The sequence below is a fragment of the Halorubrum trueperi genome (assembly GCF_042662525.1).
In the GTDB taxonomy this organism is placed as follows: domain Archaea; phylum Halobacteriota; class Halobacteria; order Halobacteriales; family Haloferacaceae; genus Halorubrum; species Halorubrum trueperi.
Window position 1 is genome coordinate 140,624 of sequence record NZ_JBHSXI010000016.1, and the last position, 17,869, is coordinate 158,492.

Below are 17,869 nucleotides of genomic sequence, written 5' to 3' on the forward strand. Positions count from 1 at the left end.
ACGCCTGTCGGGCCGACGGGTACGTGAGCGACCTCGACGCCGGGGCCGGAAACTTCTGGTCGTACGTCGACGCCCGCGACGTGGCGGAGCTCGTCGCCGCCGGGCTCGCGGGGACGACGGGGTCGGATCCGGCCGTGGGGCCCGGAGCCCACGAGGCCGTCAACTGCGTCGCCGTCGACAACGCGCTCGGCCGACCGCTGCTCGACCTCCTGCGAGAGGCGTACGGCGATATCCCTGACGACCGGTCGGTCGCCGAGGGCGACGATCGGAGCGCGTACGCTCTCGCGAAGGCCGAGCGGCTGTTCGGGTGGACGCCGTCGCACTCGTGGCGCGAGGCGGCCGACGACGGCGTCCCCGAGCCGACGCTGTTCGAGTAGACCATGAGGAACGATCCCTAGAAACAGGTAGTGCGGTGGCGTCGCCGGCGGCGGAGCCGCCGGCTGTCACAGGGCTTTGCCCGTTGCCCGAGGGACACAGTCCCTCGCTGCCAGAGGCGCTTCGCACCTCGCGGCTGGGGCTTTGGAGATGTTCGCCGCCAATCCAACACCGCTCGTTTATAAACGAGCGGCTGGGATCGCAGGACCGCTCAAGAAACCGCCGAGAACTATTTATAAACGATCGATATATCGAATCAGCTCTTAAATCGACAGGATCGCGTTGACGAGGGTCCGCGTCGCGATGGCGGTCGCCGCGCCGAGCCACGTCAGCAACACGAAGTGGATGTAGCCGTTCGCGGGGTTCCCCCCGTCGATCCGGCGGATCATCTGCGAGGAGAGCGCGGCGTTGAACAGGACGACCGTCAACAGCAGGTACTCGATGAGCGGGATGTCGTACGCGCTGGGATAGACGATCTGCCCGATATCCATCTGATCGAGGCCGAAGTCGGCGGTCAGGTCCGCTAAGATCGCGACGATCTCCAGTCCGATGAAGAAGGCGAACGTCGCCGCCGCCGTGATCCCGTACAGGAGCCCGATGAACGTCAGCGCCGCCTGCCGGCGCTGCTCGCGCAGCTGGTTCACGGCGTTCATGTTCTTCGAGATCAGCTCGCCAAGCATCTTCGGATCCCCGCCCATCTGCCGGCCCACGAGGTACATCTCGGAGAACTTCTGGATGAGGTACGACCGCGTATCGTAGGTGAACTCCTTCCACGCGCCCTCGGTGCTGATCCGCATGTTGAGCCGGCGGAAAAGCCGATCGATGGCCGGCGAGAGGTCCCCGAAGTTCTTCTCGCGCAGCGTGGTCAACACGTCCGTCGTCGTCGACTGCTTGGCGCTCTCGGTCGCGCCGAGCGCGCGCACGAACGAGGGGAACTCGCCGTCGCGGGCGGTGATCGCCTGCTCCTCGCTCCGCAGGATGATGCCGGTGATGAAAAGCGGCGAGATCGGCACCGCGAGGTACAGCGGCAGGCGGACGTCGTCGACGAAGAACAGGAGTCCGGGGAGCCCCGGACCGTGCCCGAACATGCCGGCGGCCGTGATTCCGATGAGCAGGAACGAGAGTCCGCCGCCGATCCCCAGCGACGCCCACAGCTTCAGGTCGCCCGGCGCGCGCTCGTCCGGGTGGAACCAGATCGGATCGTACGGCGAGGTCGCCCGGATCATCGCGTAGAAACCGAGCTGGACGAAGACGAACAGCACGATGACGGCCGCCACCGTCGCCGTCGGGTCGTTCCCGGTCAAGATCGGGAGCACGATGGCGAACACCAGCGCGAACGTCATGGAGAGGATCATCGACATGTACAGGTCCTTCATCACCTCCAGATTCGACAGCGAGGACTCGTACAGCGTCTCGTACTTGGCGAGCATGACGTCCTGCTCGGAGACGAGAAACTCCTCCAATGACTGGCCAGCGCCCATCGTGTACCCGAGTCGGTCGAAGAAGTCGGCCATCGCCTCGGATGGAACCTCCTCGGCCCGCCGGCGACACGCGTCGTCGAGGCTCTGGTTCCATGTGTCGACGAGGTGGACGACGCGGGCAATCTCCTCGGCCGCGACGCCGTACTCCTCTTCGTTCGCCAGCGTTCGGAACACCTCCATGCGGTCGATGTTCGTCGTCGACAGCACGGTCATGTGCGTCATCACGAGATGCAGCTGGTTGTCGATCTTGTTTTCGAGGCTGCTCAGGTAGATCTTCGGATAGATCAGTGCCGACACCAACACCAACCCACCGAACATCGGCACGGGAATCCGCGCCGCGAGCGGTAGCGGGAGGGCGAACAGGCCGACGAGGGTCGCAAGAAAGACGAGGACCGATGGGATCAACACGAGCCCGACGTACTTCCGCTTCGAGATGTCGAGCTTCTCGTACGATTCCAGGACGTCGCCGGTCAGCTTCGCGGCCGTGGCGAGCCCGTCCCCGAACTGCTTCACCGCCATATTAGCCGACGACTCCGTTCATCGTCTCGATCACCTGACGTTCCGGTGCATGTCGAAGGGGAGTCCCTCGACGCCGTCGCGCTGGAAGGCGTCGATCGCCTGGTTCACCTCGTGGTATCCCAAGATCCCCTCCTGGATCATCCGTTCGATGAGCTCCGCGCGGAACGAGAGGTCGTCGTAGATGTCGCGCGTGTCGGCGTAGCCGAGGAGCGTCGCGATCTGCTCTTCGAGGACGTACGAGTTGTTCATCCCCTGGAAGACGATGTCGTCCTCGACGGGGTCCCAGCTGAACACCTCGCGGGTGACGACCCCCTCCATCTCCTTCGAGTAGCCCTCGATCTCCTGGACGCTCGTCACCCGCCGGAGCACGTCGTCGCCCTGTTTCACGCGGTTCTGGAACAGCGCCACGTCGGCGTTGTCCATGAACGTCTCCGGGACGTTGATCGGTTCGGAGGTGAACCGCTGGATCATCGAGACGATGTCGGACGCGTGGAACGTCAGCATGACCGGGTGACCCGTCTGGGCCGCCTGGAACGCCATGCGACCCTCGGCCCCGCGAACCTCGCCCACGATGATGTAGTCGGGACGCGACCGTAGCGCGGCGGCGACCAAGTCGAACATGTCGACGTCGGAGGAGCCTTCGCCGCCGCCCTCGCGGGTCAACAGCTGCTGCCACGTGTTGTGCGGCGGGATGACCTCGGCGGTGTCCTCCGCGGTGTAGATTTTCGAATCGTTGGGGATGTACGAGAGGATCGCGTTCAGCGTCGTCGTCTTCCCGGACGCCGTCTCCCCGACGACGAACACCGTCTGTTCGTTTTCCAGACACAGCCAGAGGTACGCCGCGAGCTCCGGGGAGAGCGTCCCCCAGTTGGTGATCTGGTTGATCGACAGCGGCACCTCCTCGCCCTGCCGGATCGTGAGTGAGGAGCCCTTCAGCGAGACGTCGTCGGAGTAGATGATGTTGATACGCGATCCGTCCGGCAGCGTGGAGTCGACGATTGGGTCGGAGTCGGAGAGCGGGTCGCCGATCCGTTCGCCCATGTTGCGCAGCCAGTTGTCGAACTCCTTCGGGGTGCCGAAGTCGATGGTAGTCTCCAACATGCCGAACGTGCCGTGGTCGACGTGACACTCGCTGGGGCCGATGACGTGGATGTCCTCGTTGGCGGGGTCGCGCATCACGGGTTCGAGCGGGCCGAGGCCGACGATATCGCGGTTGAGCCGGTAGCGGATGTTCTCGTAGGTCTCCTCGGTGACGGAGAGTTTCCCCATATTCATCACCTTCGAGAGCCCGCGCCGCCAGCCGGTGGCCCCGTTGTCGACGTGCGTCACCTCCTCTAACAGCTCCTCGATGAGGTCGTCGTACTCCGCCTCCGAGTCGGGCGCGCTGTGCTGGCCGCTCACCGAGAGCAGGCGGTTTTTCACCTCGTTGAGGATCTGCCCCTGCGGTCCGGACACCTCGGGCTCGATGGCGTAGTACTTCGTGTCCTGTCCGAGGTCGCCGTAGATGTGACTGTATATCGGGCCGCCGACCGGGTAGATGACGTTCGGTCGGTTGGACTCGTACTCCGATTTCGGCTCCTCGATGAACTGGGGGAACTCGCCCGTGATCTGTTTGAACTCCCGGAGGTGTTCCCGGAGGTGCGGCCGCCGCATGGCGGCCTTCCGGAGCTCTTCCGACGGTTTCGCGGTTCCGTGTTCGGTCATGGTGTCTCTGGGATGCGGTGATTTTTCAGGCGACGCTGCGGCTCTCGATGACGATTCCGGTCCCCGACCGGACCGAGAATCCGATCGTGTCGCCGACCTGTTCTCCCATCCCCGCGAAGCGTTTCACGTTGATCTGTCGGCGAATGTCGCTGCCGACCTCGATCATCTCGAGCTGGAGGAAGACGTCGGCGATCGACCGGAACGGACCGATCGCGTCGTCGTCGACCGCCGAGGGATCGACGGTCAGCACGACGACTTTTCCCTGCGAAATGATCTCCCGGAAGAAAGAGATGATCTCCAGGGCCGCCTGTCGCTCCTCGTTCTTCCGGACGAGCGCCTCGAACGTCGGGTCGTTCCGGAAGATGGCGTCGAACGTGTCGAGGAAGACGACGTCGGAATTCCACATCGCCTCCGCGTTCATCAGCCGCTTGAGCAGCTCCTTCCGCTCGCCGTCACCGTCGGAGAACGCGCCGCCCGAGTCGAAGTCGGCGTGTAAAAAGAGAAGCTCCTCGTTCAACAGCGGCTTCACCATGTCGTACTCAAGCGAGTGCATCTGGTCGATGAATCCGCGGACGGTGAGCTCCGTCGACATCATCGTCACCGACGCGCCCTCCTCGACGAGCCCGTAGGCGAACCGCTGTGAGATGGCGCTCTTGCCGGCCCCGTAGTCACCCTCCATGAGGACGATGCTCCCGCGGGGAATACCGCCACCGAGCTCCTTGTTGAGCCGGTCGCGCTCACCGAGCCCGATCGAGAGGAGATTGTCCGTGCGGGGCATCTAGCTCCCCTCCGTCCGGAACTGGAACAGCTCCTCGTCCCCGTTGATGGTGAGGTACACGCGGTGGTCGGTCCCGGGTTCGAGTTCGGCCCCGGAATCGTCGAGCTCGCTGACGTCGATCGTGAGCCGCAGCACGTCGCCGCGACTCCACGCCGCGCCCGCGCCGGCCGAGACGAGCTCGCCCTCCATCGCGCTCGGCCGGACGAACGCCCCGTCGAACATGACGTCGAGGCCGGACCCGTCGGGCGCGAGGCGGTAGGTCCCGGTGTTCTTTATCAGGAGCGTCACGTTCTCCTCGCCGCTCGCGTTGTACACCCCCGCGCTCGGGTCCGAGATGACCGTCACGTCGGTCCGAAGCTGCTCGGTCGCGTCGAGGCCGGCGTCGTCGACGGCGGCGCTCACGCGGTCGACGCCGGTCGTGACCGTGCCCACGACGCCCGCGGCGATCACGAGGCTGGCGATGAACAGGATGAGGTGGGAGACTGGAACGCTCGCCATCTAACCGCTCACCACCGTCACGGTGGTTGCGTCGCGGACGCCAGACTCGGCGACGAGGACGACGCGTGTCTCGCCCGCGGCGACATTGGTCGTCAGATCGCCCTCGTCGACCGTCACCGTCAGCTCCTCGCCGCCGAGCCAGAGGTCGGTGTCGGCGTCGCCGTCGACGGTCGTGCTCGCGTTGGAGCCGCCGACGTCGACGTACTCGTTGCCGACGACCAGCGTCGCGTCGCTCGCGACGAGGCCGACCGAGCCGTCGTTGGTGGCGTTGACGGTGAGCGTGGGGTCGTCGTACGTCGCGTTCGTCACCGCGAACTCCGTGTTCTGCTGTTCGAGCGAACGCTCCTGTATCCCGTGTTGCGCATCGGTGACGCGGTCGAAGCTGTTTGCTGCCACGGGGTAGAACGCGGTGAACGCGAAGAACAGCCCCGCGACGATGATGGCCGTCGACGCGGAGACGCTAACGCCCATCTCCCCACCCACCGTCGGCCGGGTCGGCGCGGTCGGAGCGCGGGTTCGGATCGTTCATCGGTCGGGGCGAGCCGCCGTTTCGCTCACGCCCCTCCGGTCGCTCGGTGCGGCGATCCGCTCGCCCGTCGCGCGACTCCGTTCGCTCGTCACGAGGCTCCGTCCGCTCGTCGCGAGTCTCCGTTCGCTCATCACGAGGCTCCGCTCGCCCGTCGCGGCGATCCGCGTCGCTCCCGTGCCCGTTCTCGTTCGCTCGCCGGTCTCGGCGATCGGTTCGGTCGTTCCGATCGGTTCGGTCGCGAGTGTCGGAACGGCCGCCTCCACGGGATCCGAACGCCGGCGCGCCGCCGCCAACCAGCGACCCGCCGGCGAGGTCGTCCCAGCGATCCAACAGCAGGAGGTGACCGCTCGTTCCGTTGAGCTGCGTCACGTACCGAAGGCTGCGGGTGTGGTGTTCCCGGACCAACCGGTCCGTCCCGGAGCGGTCGACGATGTTCCGGTCGATCGTCCCGAATCCGGAGAGGAAGTCCCGGAGTCGCGCGGCGGCCGCCGGGCCAACCCACTCGATCCGTTCGTAGTAGTTGATCGCGCGCACCGCGTCGGTGACATCGCTCTCGGAGACGAGGAACTCCAGCCATTCCATCACCAGGAGGTCGCCGACGTAGTCGCCGGGGAGCTCCGTGAGGTACGGCTTGCCGCGGGTTCCGGAGAGGTCGTCCTCGCGGACGTACTCGAAGCCGTCGCCGCTCGCCTCGGCCGGGTCGCCGCCGGGGCGTTGCCCGCGGCCGGACTGCGGGTCCGGCTCGTGACCGTTCTCCGCGGGGCCGGCAGTCGACATCCCCTCGTCGAACGCGTCGACGCCGTCGTCGACACCGAGGTTGTCGTCGAACGAGTCGTCCCCGTTCTCGAACGGATCCGTTTCGTCGCCGGGCGTGTCGTCGAACGAGCCGTCCCCGCCCTCGAACGGGTCCTCGTCCGCGGGGACGTCCGCGTCGCTCCCCTCTTCGTCGGCCCAGTCGGCCTCTCCGGCGTCGTACTCCTCTTTCAGTTCGCTGAAGCTCTTTCCATCGTCGTTCATATCGTCTCCGTCGTCCGCCGCCGCGGTCTCGGACGAGGCGTCGGCGGGATCGCCGTCGTCCGTGTGCTCGCCGTCCATTCCCTCGTCTAGCTCGTCGAAGCCGTCGTCCTCGTCTTCGTCCTCCTCGAAGTCGTCGTCGAGCAGGTCGTCGTCGAAGAACCCGTCTGCGTCGGCGTTCGCGACGTCCTCGTCGAGGTCGTCTTCTGACTCCGTCTCCTCCTCATCGTCGTCGAAGAGCCCGAAAGATCCCTCGCCGCCGCCGTTGACGCTGTCGAATCCGCTCGAGTCGTCCACGAAGGGGTTGATGCCGCGGGTGACCATCTCGTAGATGTCGAGCAGGTTCCTGACGTCCTCCTCGATGTCGTCGACCGCGGCCGAGATCTCCTCGTTCTCCGAGCGGACCGTCGAGACCGTCGACGAGAGCGACGCGACCTCGTTCTCGAGGTCGTCGAGCCGGTTTTCCAGTTCGTCGGTGCTGGAACCACCGCCGTCGCCGTCGTCGAAGCCGTCGTCCCACTCGTCCATGCCGTCGAAGTCGTCGAAGTCGTCGCCGCCTCCACCCATGCCGCCTCCCATCCCTCCGCCTCCCATCCCTCCGCCTCCGAAGGGATCGTCTCCGCCCATTCCTCCGGAATCGTCGTCGTCGGCACCGCCGTCGTCGAGGAACCGATCGAGGACGCTCGCACCGACGAGCCCCAGCGTGGCGACTATCCATGCGGCCGTTGGAGCACCCCACACCGGTAGTTCGAGGCCCATTACCAACTACGACCCCCAGAACACACTTCAATTCACCCCTCAAAATATCAGGTGTGAGAAGACCGCACGCGTCCGCCGTCCGGACCGCGAGCGTCGGCAGCGGGACGGAAGAAAATCTCGCCGACCGCGACGAACGAGATCCGTCACAGGGTCCGCTCGAACCCGTCGGCCGCGCGGACCACGAACCCGCCGTCGGCCCTGAACCGGATCGTGCGGCCGACGCCGTCGCCAACGTCGCTGGCGACTATCGGGACGCCCGCTCGGTCCAGACACTGCTCGGCGCGTTCGACGTTCCGCGGGCCGACGGCGTCCGTGAGATCGAGCATCTCTGCCCCGCCGGCGACCCGCGCCTCCAGGCGTCCCGTGGACGCACCCGCCTCGCGAAGCGCTTCGATCAGCGTCTCGATCCCGGTGTCGACGTACTTCGCCGGGCGGACGTGCGCCGTCCGCGCCGGATCGCCCGTCGGGAGCATCGCGTGTAACAGCCCGCGGACGCCGACGTCGTCGTCGACGAGCGCCACGGCGACGCAGGATCCGAGCCCGCTGGTCGTGAGCGTCTCGCCGCCCGTCGCGACGGCGAGGTCTCCGACGCCGACCTTGATGCGGCCGGGATCAGCACCGATTCCGGCGTCGATCGACCGCCGCCCCTGCGACGACGGGTGACTCACGGCTCCGAGAGCCGCGAGAGCGCCGAGGCCAGTTCGCGCTCGTCCGGGAGCGCGTACACGTCACACCGCGTCTGGACACCCTCCGTCTGGATCGCCGCGTCGATCACGAACCCGTAGTCCTGGCGGCGGCTCAGCTTGGCGACCAACGGGCTGATCGTCGAGGAGCCGATGTCGTGGACGAACTCCGGCGGCGAGTGCGTGATGGACGTGCCGAGAACGTTCGCCCAGCCGTCGATGAATCCGCTCGTCATCACGTTTCCGAGCTCGCAGAGGGCGTTCTCCGCCATCCCCCCAAGCGGCTCGTCCGGCTCGGTGGGGAGCATCGCCGCCGCGATCGTCGCCGCCGACTCCTCCTCGAAGAGGATGGCGAGGTAGCCGCTCGGTTCGCCCTGCAGTTCGAAGACGGTCCCCGCGTGCGGCTCGACGCCGACCTCCGCTGGCACGTCGGCCAGCGGGACGAACCGCAGCCGGCTTACGTCGACGGTCGTGTCGAGGCCGGTCATCATCGAGATGTTGTCGGCGGCGTTCGCGGAGCCGCGCTTCGCGAGCGAGGCGAACGTCGACAGCGATTCGTATGGAACCGCGGTGCGGCCGCGTTTCTCGGAGCCGGTTCCCGCGCCGTCCGCACCGCCGGCCGCCTCTGCGCCGGGCGTCGCCGCCGGCGCGGCGTTCCCCACGATGAGCTCTCGGAATCGCTCGGAGTCCGGAAGCATGTAGATCGAGAAGTCCAGGTCGGTCGTCGTCGCGTCCAGACGGCTCTCGAAGAGGAACACGCCGTCGCCAGCGAGCGCTCCGTCCGGGAGGACGGCTGCGCCGTCGGCCTCGAAGTACCGCGGCGGCGTCATGTCTATCGCCGTCCCGAGGTAGTTGGCCCACCCGTCGAGGAAGCCGCCGAGCGCGATATTGCCGACTTCGGTCACGGCGCTGCGCTCCATCGACTGCCCGCCGGGGAGCAGCGACAGGAGAGCGTCGACGTTGGCGGCGTCGAACGCGAGGACGGCCTCTCCCTGCAATCCGCCGCGGAGTCCGACGCTCACGCCGATCGATTCGCGCCCGGCGAAGGCCTCCGCGAGGTCCTCGCCGCTGGCGACGCTCGCGCCCGTGACCTCGACGGCGAGGTCGGTCCCCGTCAGCTCGGCGAGCGCGCCGGCGGCCTGTCCGGCCCCCTGCTCCGCCAGCCGGTTGCAGGCACCGAGCGCCCGGACGTCGACCCGCATTATACCGCCGATCCGATGGCGTCGAGCACGTTCGGCTTCTGGAACGGCTTCGTGATGTATCCCTCAGCGCCGGCCTTGATGGCCGCCTTCATCTTCTCCTCCTGCCCGACGCTGGTGCACATGATCACCGTCGCCCCCGGGTTGGCCTCGAGGATCTCCGTCGTCGCCTCGATCCCGTCGCGGATCGGCATCACGATGTCCATCATCACGAGATCGGGGCCGTGTTCCTCGTACATGTTAACCGCCTCCACGCCGTTTTCGGCCTCGCCGACGATTTCGAACTCCCCTTCAAGAATCTCCCGGAGGAGGTTCCGCATGAACTCCGAGTCGTCCGCGATAAGCACGCGCGTTGCCATAGTTGTCTGGAAGGCGGAGGAGGGCTCACTTAACCGCTCGCCCGCGGTTCTCATCGATGAGAACCGATCGGAGCGCCGCATCCGCACCGCGAAAGCGCCCCACCGACATCGGAAGGGCACCGAGGGCGCGGCCGTCAGACCCAGTGCCCGAGGAGGTACGTCGCGCCGACGAGCACGGTTCCGCCAAACGTCTCGCGCGTCCCGATCCCGAGCGGGAGGAACGCCGACGGCCCCGAGTCGGGTTCTTGGTCCTCTTCGTCGGGGGTGCCTCCCTCACTGCCACCGCTCTCCGAAGACTCGTCCGAACCACTCTCATCCGAATCGTCTTCGTCTGTCCCGTTTTCCGCGTCACTCCCCTCAGCTTCGTCGGCCGACGACGAGTTGTCGTCGCCCTCTTCGATGCGCGTCACCGACGGATCCGCCTCCACTGTCAGCGTTCCGTTCACGCTGTGCCCGTCGATTTCGAGCATGTACGGGTACTCACCCGGCTCCAGCCCGGCGTCGAGGGCGGAGAACGTCTCGTTTTTCCAATCCTCGGGTCCGACCGTGACGTGGCGCTCTTCGGTGATATCCCCGTCGTTGATGTCGAGTGTCAGCCGTTCACGGGTCTCTAACTGCCCGACGTTTCGCACCGTCGCGGAGAGGTTCGACAGCGGATCGTCCCGGGTCACCGTGAGGTTCGTCGTCGTCCCGTTCGCCAGCCGTAGCCGGGCGGGGTCTCCGGCATCGTCGACGACGAGGACCGTCCGACTGTCCTGCAGCGACTGTCCTCTGTAGAGTCGGTAGTTCGCCTCAGTCCCGGGCGGCGCGTCGGTGAGACCGCTGTCGACGGAAAAGTTCCTGTCGTCGATCTCCATCTCTGATTCGGTCCGCGACGGTCCCTCGTCGTCGTCCCGGACGATCGTCGCCGACAGCTCCGTCGCGGGGAGGATCGAAGTCGTTCCGGTGATGGTCCCGTTGTCGGCCTCGACGAGGATGTCGCCGTCGGCGGTAACGTTGTCGTACTGGAGGTATCGCTCGCGAACGGTGAACGACGTCTCGGCGCTCACCCGACCGTCGGCGCTTCCGTGGTACGGGTACTGCTCCGAGATCCGATCGGCCGTCTCCGACTCCGCTTCGAACGCATCCGGGGGCTCTCGACCGTCACGAAAAGCGTACTGCTCGCCGTCGGTTCCCTCCAGGGCGAACTCGACCGAGAACTCGTCTCCCGGCTCGGGATCGTTGGTGAACGGTCCCCCGTCGCTCGTGTCTATCGCGAGGGAGAGCCGACCGGGCGAGCGATCGCTTCCGCCGCGTTCGATCTCCTCTCCCTCCGAGAGATAGAGCGAGACATCCTCCGGGTCGGCGTTCGCGAGGTCGAACTCCGCTGCTCGCTCGTTCCGTCCGGGGTTCGTTTGCCGAATCCGTAGCGAGACGCCCTCCTCGGCGTCGAGGAGGTCAGCGAGAACGCGGTGATCGATCTGGGTACCGGCCTCGATCGACTCGCCCGACCGACGTTCAGCGAAGTGCGATAGAGACCCCCAGATCCCGGTGGATTCGAACTCGAGCACGACCCGATCACCCTTCGTCACCACCCTCCGGTCGAGCCCGTTTTCCCTGAGCGCGGCGAGCGACTCGTCACCGTCTTCGCTGTCGGAGATCAGGTCGCGGTCCAAGGTCGTGAACACCTCGACGTCGTCGTGGAACGTCGGCTTCCGTAACACGAGATCGGACTCCGCGGCTACCTTGACCGGATCCACCGCACCGGAATCTCGGACGACGAACGTCCCGTTCGTGACCGCGAGCCGGTATCGCTGCGGGACGAGGGGGCGAGCGAGACCGCCAGCGCCAGTCGCACCGGGCAGTGCTGTGCGAAGCCCTGTGAGGTTCTCGGCGACCACGTCACCGTCCCCGTTCCTGAATTCGAGGTCGCAGTCCACGTCGGAATCGCTACAACTGTCGACGTTGCTCTCGTTCGTTCCGATCAGTCGCGTGTTGATCGTCGTGGACCCGCCGGACGCCTTGACAACGTCGACGAACCCGACCGTGTCGCCCGAATCGGTAAGCCGGTTGCCGCCGACCAGCAGGTAGGCGCTGTCGTCCCCGGACGCGTCGACGACGTGTCTGATCTCCACCACATCGCCCGCCGTCCCGGTGTACATCGGTCGGCTAAACGATCCGCTGATCTCCTGTCGAACGGGGCCGCCCGCCTCCACTTCGTCTTCGACAGCGATCGCGGGAGTGACCTCGTCTTCACCGAACGGCGTCGAATCCTCGTCTGCGAGCGTCGCCGCGGCGGGGCCCGTGGCCCCCGCACCGAGGAACGAGAAGAGCACGGCGATCGCAACTAGCATCACGCAGAGGTTCGAGAGTCGGGCGCGTAGCGCGACCGTCTCCGTGCCAGTCTCCGAGTTACCCTCGGCACCTTTGGCTGGCGGGTCGGTGCGTTCGCTGAGCGAACCGGCGTGCCCACGTTGTGAGTCGGTACGACCGCTGCGGGCATCGGCTGTCGTCGCCCGGCCGGACCGATCCGCATCGTCCGGTGAAACTCTGGAGGTCATCGTGGTGTCCGTTTCGTCGTGACGAGCCAGGTCGTTTCGACGGCCCGCCGTCACTTGATACGTGCTCGGGATCTCAGTGACTAAAGCGTACCCTCCCGATTATCGTGTCGGAGAACCGGAACCGCCAATCACGGAGGAAAGCGGAGGAACCGACAGACCACAGCGGGGCCCGGACGTCGTCAAAGCTCCGAAGAGTTAAGTCCGACCGCGGTACGCTTTTGGTGAGGATGAAGACCTGCCCGCGATGTGACTTGTCGCTCGACGACGAGGCCCGGTACTGCGTCGAGTGCGGCGCTCCACAGACGGAGGACGCCGCCGAAGAACTCGACGAGTACGTCCAGCGACAAGCCCAGCAGGTGGCGGCCGAGCCTGGAAACGCTGGCGCAGGGAACAGCGGTAACGGCGGAACTGACGGCGGATCTGGATTCGTTCCGACCGAGGACCTCACCGACCGCGAGCAGCTCTGGCGACGCGGCTGTTACGTGTTCGGCTACGGAACGATCGTCGTCGCGCTCACGCTTGTCCCGCAGGTCGGTGCCTTCCTCCTGATCCTCGGCGGAATCGCGATCCTCCCACCGATCCGCCGGCTGACCGCAGAGCCGCTCGGAAGCCCGTTGAAACGCGAGGTCATGGCCGGGCTCTACGTACTATTCGCGCTGCTCGGCGTGCTGCTGCTTCTGTTGTGAGCGTCTTATCGAACAGGGCACACCTCAGTATCTGCGGGGCAGTGGCTCACGCGGGACGGGGACACCAGCGATAGCTTCCGGGAGTGAGTATTGCAAACCGCTGCCGGCGACGTGGTATTTAAAGCGGCGATCGCGGCAGCGACGACTACTTATAAATGAACGTGGCGGTGGCGCGCCTCTGAGCGCTCGCTTTGAAGCGAGCGCGAAGAGCCCGCGAGGGACGCGGCGACTGAAAGGAGCCGCGAGGCTGGGGAGGCGTGAGGTGCGGGGCGGGGTGGGACTCAAAGGGGCAGCCGCGAGGACGAAGCTCGACGACGTAAGCACTGGAGGGAGCGAACAGAGTGAGCGACTGAAGCGCACAGCGTGTCGCGCGAGTCGTCGCGGCTGGGGCTTTGTAAGTGTTCACCGCGCCAGCAACGATCACCAATAAACAATCAACGCCAGAAACACAGCAATTCACCGCTCCAGCAACGATATATAAACAGCCGACGGCAACACCACTCTGTTACTTATAAACGACCACTCCTCCGAATTGACATACATACTCCCGCAGTCGATCAAGCGGTGTGAACACCGAACAGCTGAGTCACCCGCTCTCGGTCGAAAAGAACTTCGAGGAACTGCTACTCGATCCGGAACCCGTCGGCGTTCTCCGCCGCGCGGACGAGGTCGCCGATGCTGTCGTTCGCCGTGAGCCCCTGGCTCGCCGCGAAGCGCTTGATCGCGACCGGCGGGACGTCGACGGTCGTCTTGGAGGCGACGAGCAACAATCCAAGCGCCTCCGGGGTCGGTGAGCTCGGTCCCGCGTTGGACGCGAACCACGAGACGAGCGATTCGAACGTCGCCGTCACGTCGTTCGAGACCATCCGCTGTCGGGTGGTGTTGCCGTCGACGTGTAGCGTCGCGTCGATCCCGTAGGTAAATCCGTCGCCGTCGAAGGAGTTCGCGAGCCAGCGGCTCACTGCCTGCCGGTCGACTGCGGGAGCGGTCTCGGCTGGCCGCCTGGCGGGCTCCCGTCCGCTGGCGTGCTGCTGGCCCCTCCCAGACTGGCGGCCGGCGGCCCGCGCGGAGTGCTCCTCGCCTCGTCCGCCGCCGGCCGCGCCAGCGTTGGCGTCGCCGCCGGGCGGCCGTCGGTCCGCGGGGCTCTCCGGATCGGCGGCGGTGAACCCCGTCTCGTCTGCGGAATCCGAAGCCCCCCGCGACCGTCCGACGTTGGGCCGGCCGTTCGTCCCGACGACGTACCGGCTCTCCCCGATCTCGACGACGGTCTCGTCGTCGGTGAAATCGAGCTCGTCGGGATCGGCCGGCGGCGCGTCTGGGTCGGCCGACGGTGCGTCGTGGTCACTCATGACGTAGCCGTGGACGCGCGATAAAATAGGTGTTCCGGGCGGAGGAATCCGCCGCGGAGGTGGGTAGGGGGCTGTTCGAGGCTCGTTAGAGCCGGACCGCTTCGTTGTCTTCCTCGTAGAGGTCCGGCGACGTGAGTTCGACTGAGGTCGTCGCCGACGATGGCGAGACTATCGCCAACGAAGTGGACTCACCCTCGCCGAAGGCATCGCCCGGCGAGCCGAACGGGCTCGACTCCGGATTGAGCACGATCGTTAGCTGTCCGTCGCCGTCGAGAATCGCGTCGTCTGCGGTGACGAACTCGTCGTCCTCCTGAACGCCGAACTCGTTGGCGGAAATGTTAGTCGCATCTCCCCCATCGATCGAACTCTGGTTGAACACGAGGTTCTCTTGACCGTTGGGACCGACGGCCTCGATGGTCGCTTCGCTCAGGTCAATCTGGTCGGCACCGGCCGCACCCGCGACTCCGACGCGGATCGAACTGAGGTTCCCCTCGGAAGCGTTACTGACGATCCCAACAGAGGTTGTAACGTCGATGCGCTCGGAGACGAGGTCCGTACTCTCTTCGCCCGTTGCCTCCGCCTGCGACTGCAGGAATCCAGCCGTGTTGATCAGGACGCCGGCGGCGATCGCCGCCACCAGCACCATCGCGATGAATACGATGAGCGTGCCGATACCCACCTGACCGCGGTCGTCATCGTTGTTGATGAATTCGAACATTGTTACAGCCTCACCGAATCTTCGCTCTCGGTTAGCGTCGTGGGGACGCGCAGTTCGGTGGTCGTCGTCGCACCGGACGGTGTGGTGAACGTTACCGACAGCCGATCGCCTCCTTCGAGGTCACCGTAGTCGACATCGGTGTCGAGGTCGATTTCGATGTTGGCGCGCTCGCTGCTGTCCGTCAGCACGACGTCCAATTGGTCGTTGGTGAAGATGTCGATCATACCCTCATCCAACGTGGTCGTCTCCTGGCCGCCGGTGCCGATGAGTTCGACCGACGTTTCAGAAAGATCGATGTTGTCGGAACCGGGCGACTGCGCGACTGTGAGACTTATATTGTCAACGATTCTGTCTCCCCCGCTATCTGTCACGTTCCCCGACTGGCTCACGACCTGTAGGCGGTCGCTCACCTGACTTGTACTCTCTTCGCCCGTTGCCTCCGCCTGCGTTTGAAGGAAGCCGGCCGTGTTGATCAGGACGCCGGCGGCGATCGCCGCCACCAGCACCATCGCGATGAACACGATGAGGGTCCCGATCCCCACTTGACCGCGCTCTTCCTCGTTCAGTATGGTTTCGAACATTGTGTGTTGCGTGGGCCCCCGGCCTGCCCGGCGGCGTTATCGATAGCGAGTCGAATTTCCCTATTAAAGACTCTGTACCGATTATTCGACCTGATAAACCCCTGCAGTCTGTCGATTATCGGGTTATTTTTCTAGGAATAGTTTATGGAAATAGTAACAAACTGCCGCCGTGGTTATCGCTATTGAATATCGGAAAAGGTCATCTGAACCGGGGGATTCAACCCGGACGAACGGCTCCGAAGGGAAGGGACGAACGGCTCCGAAGGGAAGGGACGAACGGCTCCGAAGGGAAGGGACGAACGGCTCCGAGGGCCGACGATGAACGAACGACGGCGAGACCTACCGGTCCTGAAGTTGCGCGATCTCCGACTCCGGGATCACGAACTCCTGTGTTCCCGGTTCGTAGACGACGAGGCTCCCCGCGACCAGCGCCATCGACGCCGCGATCAGTCCGGTGTTGACGAGAAGCAACGCGGCCGGGTTCCCGAACCCCGTCAGGAAGGCGGCAACGGGCGTCGCCACGGCGGCGACGACGACCAGTCCGAAACCGACCGCCAAGTACGCCATCGCCGTGCGGCCCGACGACCGATACGCCGAGAGTGCGAACGCGACCAGCGTCGCGCTCGCCCCGGCGAGCACGGTGGTCGTCACGAGATACAGCCCTTCGGTGAGCTCCATACGCTTCCTGCTCGAAGTCGATATATAAACCCACGGTGGCGGCTATCACCGGCGATAACACGTCCGACAGATCGCTCACAGCGGAGGCAGGTACGTACCCCCGACCAACCCTCCGTCGGCGGCTTCCCGAGAGGTTCCGATCACCGGTATCCTTTTAAGCTCAAAAATCAACGGCGATAACGTGAATGGTGGGGGACGACTTGATCACGGTTCTCGGTAACAAGTATAACACGGACATCCTGACGGCGACGGGGGACGCGATGTCCGCGCAGGATCTCAGCGACGAGCTCGACGTGCCGATCGCAACGTGTTACCGGCGGATCAACGAACTGGAGGAGGCCGATCTGCTTGAACTACACGATCGGCCGCTCTCCGAGGAGCACCGCCGCGTGAAGGTATACCGGCGGAAAGTGGACGGTGTGGAGGTCGACTTCCGCGACGGGCTCACGATCGAAGTCGAAGAGCGCTCGGCGGTGAAAAATCGCCTCGACGACGTGTGGCGCGACCTCTCGTCCGGACAGTAGCGGATCGGTTCGACCTCCACGACCCTCGATCCAGCTAAAACGACGGCTCGTCGGACCGCCCCATCATCGAGAACCCGCCGGCGCGCTCGTGGACTGTGATCCCGCCCTGCCCGATCTCCATCGGGAAGATGTCGGTGTCGATGTCCTGTTTCCGCATCTTCGCCACCCAGACGTACCGGTTGACGCCCGAGTCGGTCGGCGTCTGGATGAAGTAGATGTTCCCGTCCGTCAGAAAGTTCTCCAGTCCGACCTCGGTGTCCGGAAACACCGCGCCCTGTTCGTTGATGAGCAACGACGTCAACCCGTTCGCTTTGAGGATGTCCGAGAACTTCAGCAGGTAGGTCCGCTTCTCCTGTTCGGCGTCGAAAAAGAGCTGGAACATCGACAGCGAATCGAGGACGAGCCGGTCGAAGTCGCCGTCCTCGATGGTGTCGAGCAGGCGGTCGACCGCGGTCGAGAAGTCGGTCTCCCTGAGCATCTCTCGCTTGTCCAGGATTACGACGTCGCCGTCGTCGACGGCGTCACCGAATCCTTCGAGACCGATCGACTCCGCCGCGCCCCGGATGTCGGCCTCGTCCTCCTCGAACGAGACGTACACGCCGCGCTCACCGTGCTCGGTGACGCCGTGGTGAAGGTACTGGATCCCGAAGATGCTCTTTCCGGTGCCGGGGTTGCCGGAGACGAGCACGGTCGATCGCTCCGTGATACCGCCGGAGAGGATCGAGTCGAGCCCCTCGATCCCGGTGGAGACGAGTTCTGACATTCGTCCCGTTCTTGGCGACGGGAGTATATAAAAGACGATCCGACGGACCGACCGTACTGACGGCGACAGCTTTATTTCTCGACACGCCGCCCGTTCGTGTATGTCCGGTGAAGCGTCCCCCGTCGACTCCGG

The 17,869-nt window shown here is 65.3% G+C and carries 17 protein-coding genes and 1 pseudogene; 3 read left to right on the forward strand and 15 right to left on the reverse strand.

The features are described 5' to 3' along the window. Positions 1 to 377 (forward strand): annotated as a pseudogene (locus ACFQEY_RS14270) (NAD-dependent epimerase/dehydratase family protein); the annotation flags it as partial. A 261-nt stretch (positions 378 to 638) separates the two neighbouring features. On the opposite strand, the gene flaJ reads toward ACFQEY_RS14270, so the two are convergent. The 10 genes from flaJ to ACFQEY_RS14320 all read right to left on the reverse strand — a co-directional run bounded on the left by flaJ (position 639) and on the right by ACFQEY_RS14320 (position 12,438). After that, entirely contained in the window at positions 639 to 2,375 is a 1,737-nt protein-coding gene (gene flaJ, locus ACFQEY_RS14275; protein WP_379769768.1) for an archaellar assembly protein FlaJ, read from the reverse strand. Positions 2,376 to 2,405: 30 nt separating this feature from the next. Further along, complete coding sequence (locus tag ACFQEY_RS14280; RefSeq protein WP_379769771.1) at positions 2,406 to 4,079, reverse strand: type II/IV secretion system ATPase subunit; 1,674 nt, start codon at positions 4,077 to 4,079, stop codon at positions 2,406 to 2,408. A gap of 25 nt (positions 4,080 to 4,104) precedes the next feature. Further along, complete coding sequence (gene arlH, locus ACFQEY_RS14285; RefSeq protein ID WP_379769773.1) at positions 4,105 to 4,857, reverse strand: archaellum protein ArlH; 753 nt, start codon at positions 4,855 to 4,857, stop codon at positions 4,105 to 4,107. Continuing rightward, complete coding sequence (gene arlG / locus ACFQEY_RS14290) at positions 4,858 to 5,355, reverse strand: archaellum stator protein ArlG (RefSeq protein ID WP_379769775.1); 498 nt, start codon at positions 5,353 to 5,355, stop codon at positions 4,858 to 4,860. It lies immediately after the preceding gene. Continuing rightward, positions 5,356 to 5,826, reverse strand: a complete 471-nt coding sequence (gene arlF / locus ACFQEY_RS14295) for an archaellum stator protein ArlF (RefSeq protein ID WP_379769777.1) — start codon at positions 5,824 to 5,826, stop codon at positions 5,356 to 5,358. Further along, entirely contained in the window at positions 5,816 to 7,657 is a 1,842-nt protein-coding gene (locus tag ACFQEY_RS14300; protein ID WP_379769779.1) for a FlaD/FlaE family flagellar protein, read from the reverse strand. Before ACFQEY_RS14300 ends, arlF begins: the two co-directional genes overlap by 11 nt. Before the next feature lie 143 nt (positions 7,658 to 7,800). Continuing rightward, positions 7,801 to 8,325: a chemotaxis protein CheD gene (locus ACFQEY_RS14305; protein ID WP_379769781.1), complete on the reverse strand. Its 525-nt coding sequence runs from the start codon at positions 8,323 to 8,325 to the stop codon at positions 7,801 to 7,803. After that, positions 8,322 to 9,542 carry a chemotaxis protein CheC gene (locus ACFQEY_RS14310; protein ID WP_379769783.1) on the reverse strand — a complete coding sequence of 407 codons (1,221 nt, stop codon included), beginning with the start codon at positions 9,540 to 9,542 and terminating at the stop codon, positions 8,322 to 8,324. The genes ACFQEY_RS14305 and ACFQEY_RS14310 overlap by 4 nt, the downstream gene beginning before the upstream one ends. Further along, positions 9,542 to 9,898: a chemotaxis protein CheY gene (gene cheY / locus ACFQEY_RS14315; RefSeq protein WP_379769785.1), complete on the reverse strand. Its 357-nt coding sequence runs from the start codon at positions 9,896 to 9,898 to the stop codon at positions 9,542 to 9,544. Before cheY ends, ACFQEY_RS14310 begins: the two co-directional genes overlap by 1 nt. Before the next feature lie 134 nt (positions 9,899 to 10,032). Next, complete coding sequence (locus ACFQEY_RS14320; protein WP_379769787.1) at positions 10,033 to 12,438, reverse strand: BGTF surface domain-containing protein; 2,406 nt, start codon at positions 12,436 to 12,438, stop codon at positions 10,033 to 10,035. Between the two features lie 227 nt (positions 12,439 to 12,665). On the opposite strand from ACFQEY_RS14320, the gene ACFQEY_RS14325 reads away from it, so the two are divergent. After that, the gene (locus ACFQEY_RS14325; protein ID WP_379769789.1) at positions 12,666 to 13,124 is read left to right on the forward strand and encodes a zinc ribbon domain-containing protein; all 459 of its coding nucleotides are present in this window, start codon (positions 12,666 to 12,668) and stop codon (positions 13,122 to 13,124) included. Positions 13,125 to 13,747: 623 nt separating this feature from the next. On the opposite strand, the gene ACFQEY_RS14330 is transcribed toward ACFQEY_RS14325, so the two are convergent. From ACFQEY_RS14330 to ACFQEY_RS14345, 4 genes are all read right to left on the reverse strand, one after another. After that, positions 13,748 to 14,473: a DUF7500 family protein gene (locus ACFQEY_RS14330; RefSeq protein ID WP_379769791.1), complete on the reverse strand. Its 726-nt coding sequence runs from the start codon at positions 14,471 to 14,473 to the stop codon at positions 13,748 to 13,750. Between the two features lie 85 nt (positions 14,474 to 14,558). Beyond that, positions 14,559 to 15,191 (reverse strand): archaellin/type IV pilin N-terminal domain-containing protein, encoded by a 633-nt coding sequence (locus ACFQEY_RS14335; RefSeq protein WP_379769793.1) that lies wholly within the window; start codon positions 15,189 to 15,191, stop codon positions 14,559 to 14,561. A 2-nt stretch (positions 15,192 to 15,193) separates the two neighbouring features. After that, positions 15,194 to 15,772: an archaellin/type IV pilin N-terminal domain-containing protein gene (locus ACFQEY_RS14340; RefSeq protein WP_379769795.1), complete on the reverse strand. Its 579-nt coding sequence runs from the start codon at positions 15,770 to 15,772 to the stop codon at positions 15,194 to 15,196. A gap of 339 nt (positions 15,773 to 16,111) precedes the next feature. After that, positions 16,112 to 16,450 (reverse strand): hypothetical protein, encoded by a 339-nt coding sequence (locus tag ACFQEY_RS14345; RefSeq protein WP_379769797.1) that lies wholly within the window; start codon positions 16,448 to 16,450, stop codon positions 16,112 to 16,114. 185 nt (positions 16,451 to 16,635) lie between these two features. Here ACFQEY_RS14345 and ACFQEY_RS14350 point away from each other — a divergent pair, with 185 nt between their 5' ends. Next, the gene (locus ACFQEY_RS14350; RefSeq protein WP_379769799.1) at positions 16,636 to 16,974 is read left to right on the forward strand and encodes a helix-turn-helix domain-containing protein; all 339 of its coding nucleotides are present in this window, start codon (positions 16,636 to 16,638) and stop codon (positions 16,972 to 16,974) included. A gap of 34 nt (positions 16,975 to 17,008) precedes the next feature. On the opposite strand, the gene ACFQEY_RS14355 is transcribed toward ACFQEY_RS14350, so the two are convergent. Continuing rightward, on the reverse strand, positions 17,009 to 17,737 hold the full coding sequence (locus ACFQEY_RS14355; RefSeq protein ID WP_379769801.1) for an RAD55 family ATPase: 729 nt from the start codon (positions 17,735 to 17,737) through the stop codon (positions 17,009 to 17,011). Positions 17,738 to 17,869 lie beyond the last annotated feature (132 nt).

Coding starts and splice junctions, on each gene's coding strand:
- flaJ (WP_379769768.1), bottom strand. CDS start 2,375: ATGGCGGTGAAGCAGTTCGGGGACGGGCTCGCCACGGCCGCGAAGCTG.
- ACFQEY_RS14280 (WP_379769771.1), bottom strand. CDS start 4,079: ATGACCGAACACGGAACCGCGAAACCGTCGGAAGAGCTCCGGAAGGCC.
- arlH (WP_379769773.1), bottom strand. CDS start 4,857: ATGCCCCGCACGGACAATCTCCTCTCGATCGGGCTCGGTGAGCGCGAC.
- arlG (WP_379769775.1), bottom strand. CDS start 5,355: ATGGCGAGCGTTCCAGTCTCCCACCTCATCCTGTTCATCGCCAGCCTC.
- arlF (WP_379769777.1), bottom strand. CDS start 5,826: ATGGGCGTTAGCGTCTCCGCGTCGACGGCCATCATCGTCGCGGGGCTG.
- ACFQEY_RS14300 (WP_379769779.1), bottom strand. CDS start 7,657: ATGGGCCTCGAACTACCGGTGTGGGGTGCTCCAACGGCCGCATGGATA.
- ACFQEY_RS14310 (WP_379769783.1), bottom strand. CDS start 9,542: ATGCGGGTCGACGTCCGGGCGCTCGGTGCCTGCAACCGGCTGGCGGAG.
- cheY (WP_379769785.1), bottom strand. CDS start 9,898: ATGGCAACGCGCGTGCTTATCGCGGACGACTCGGAGTTCATGCGGAAC.
- ACFQEY_RS14320 (WP_379769787.1), bottom strand. CDS start 12,438: ATGACCTCCAGAGTTTCACCGGACGATGCGGATCGGTCCGGCCGGGCG.
- ACFQEY_RS14325 (WP_379769789.1), top strand. CDS start 12,666: ATGAAGACCTGCCCGCGATGTGACTTGTCGCTCGACGACGAGGCCCGG.
- ACFQEY_RS14330 (WP_379769791.1), bottom strand. CDS start 14,473: ATGAGTGACCACGACGCACCGTCGGCCGACCCAGACGCGCCGCCGGCC.
- ACFQEY_RS14335 (WP_379769793.1), bottom strand. CDS start 15,191: ATGTTCGAATTCATCAACAACGATGACGACCGCGGTCAGGTGGGTATC.
- ACFQEY_RS14340 (WP_379769795.1), bottom strand. CDS start 15,772: ATGTTCGAAACCATACTGAACGAGGAAGAGCGCGGTCAAGTGGGGATC.
- ACFQEY_RS14345 (WP_379769797.1), bottom strand. CDS start 16,450: ATGGAGCTCACCGAAGGGCTGTATCTCGTGACGACCACCGTGCTCGCC.
- ACFQEY_RS14350 (WP_379769799.1), top strand. CDS start 16,636: ATGGTGGGGGACGACTTGATCACGGTTCTCGGTAACAAGTATAACACG.
- ACFQEY_RS14355 (WP_379769801.1), bottom strand. CDS start 17,737: ATGTCAGAACTCGTCTCCACCGGGATCGAGGGGCTCGACTCGATCCTC.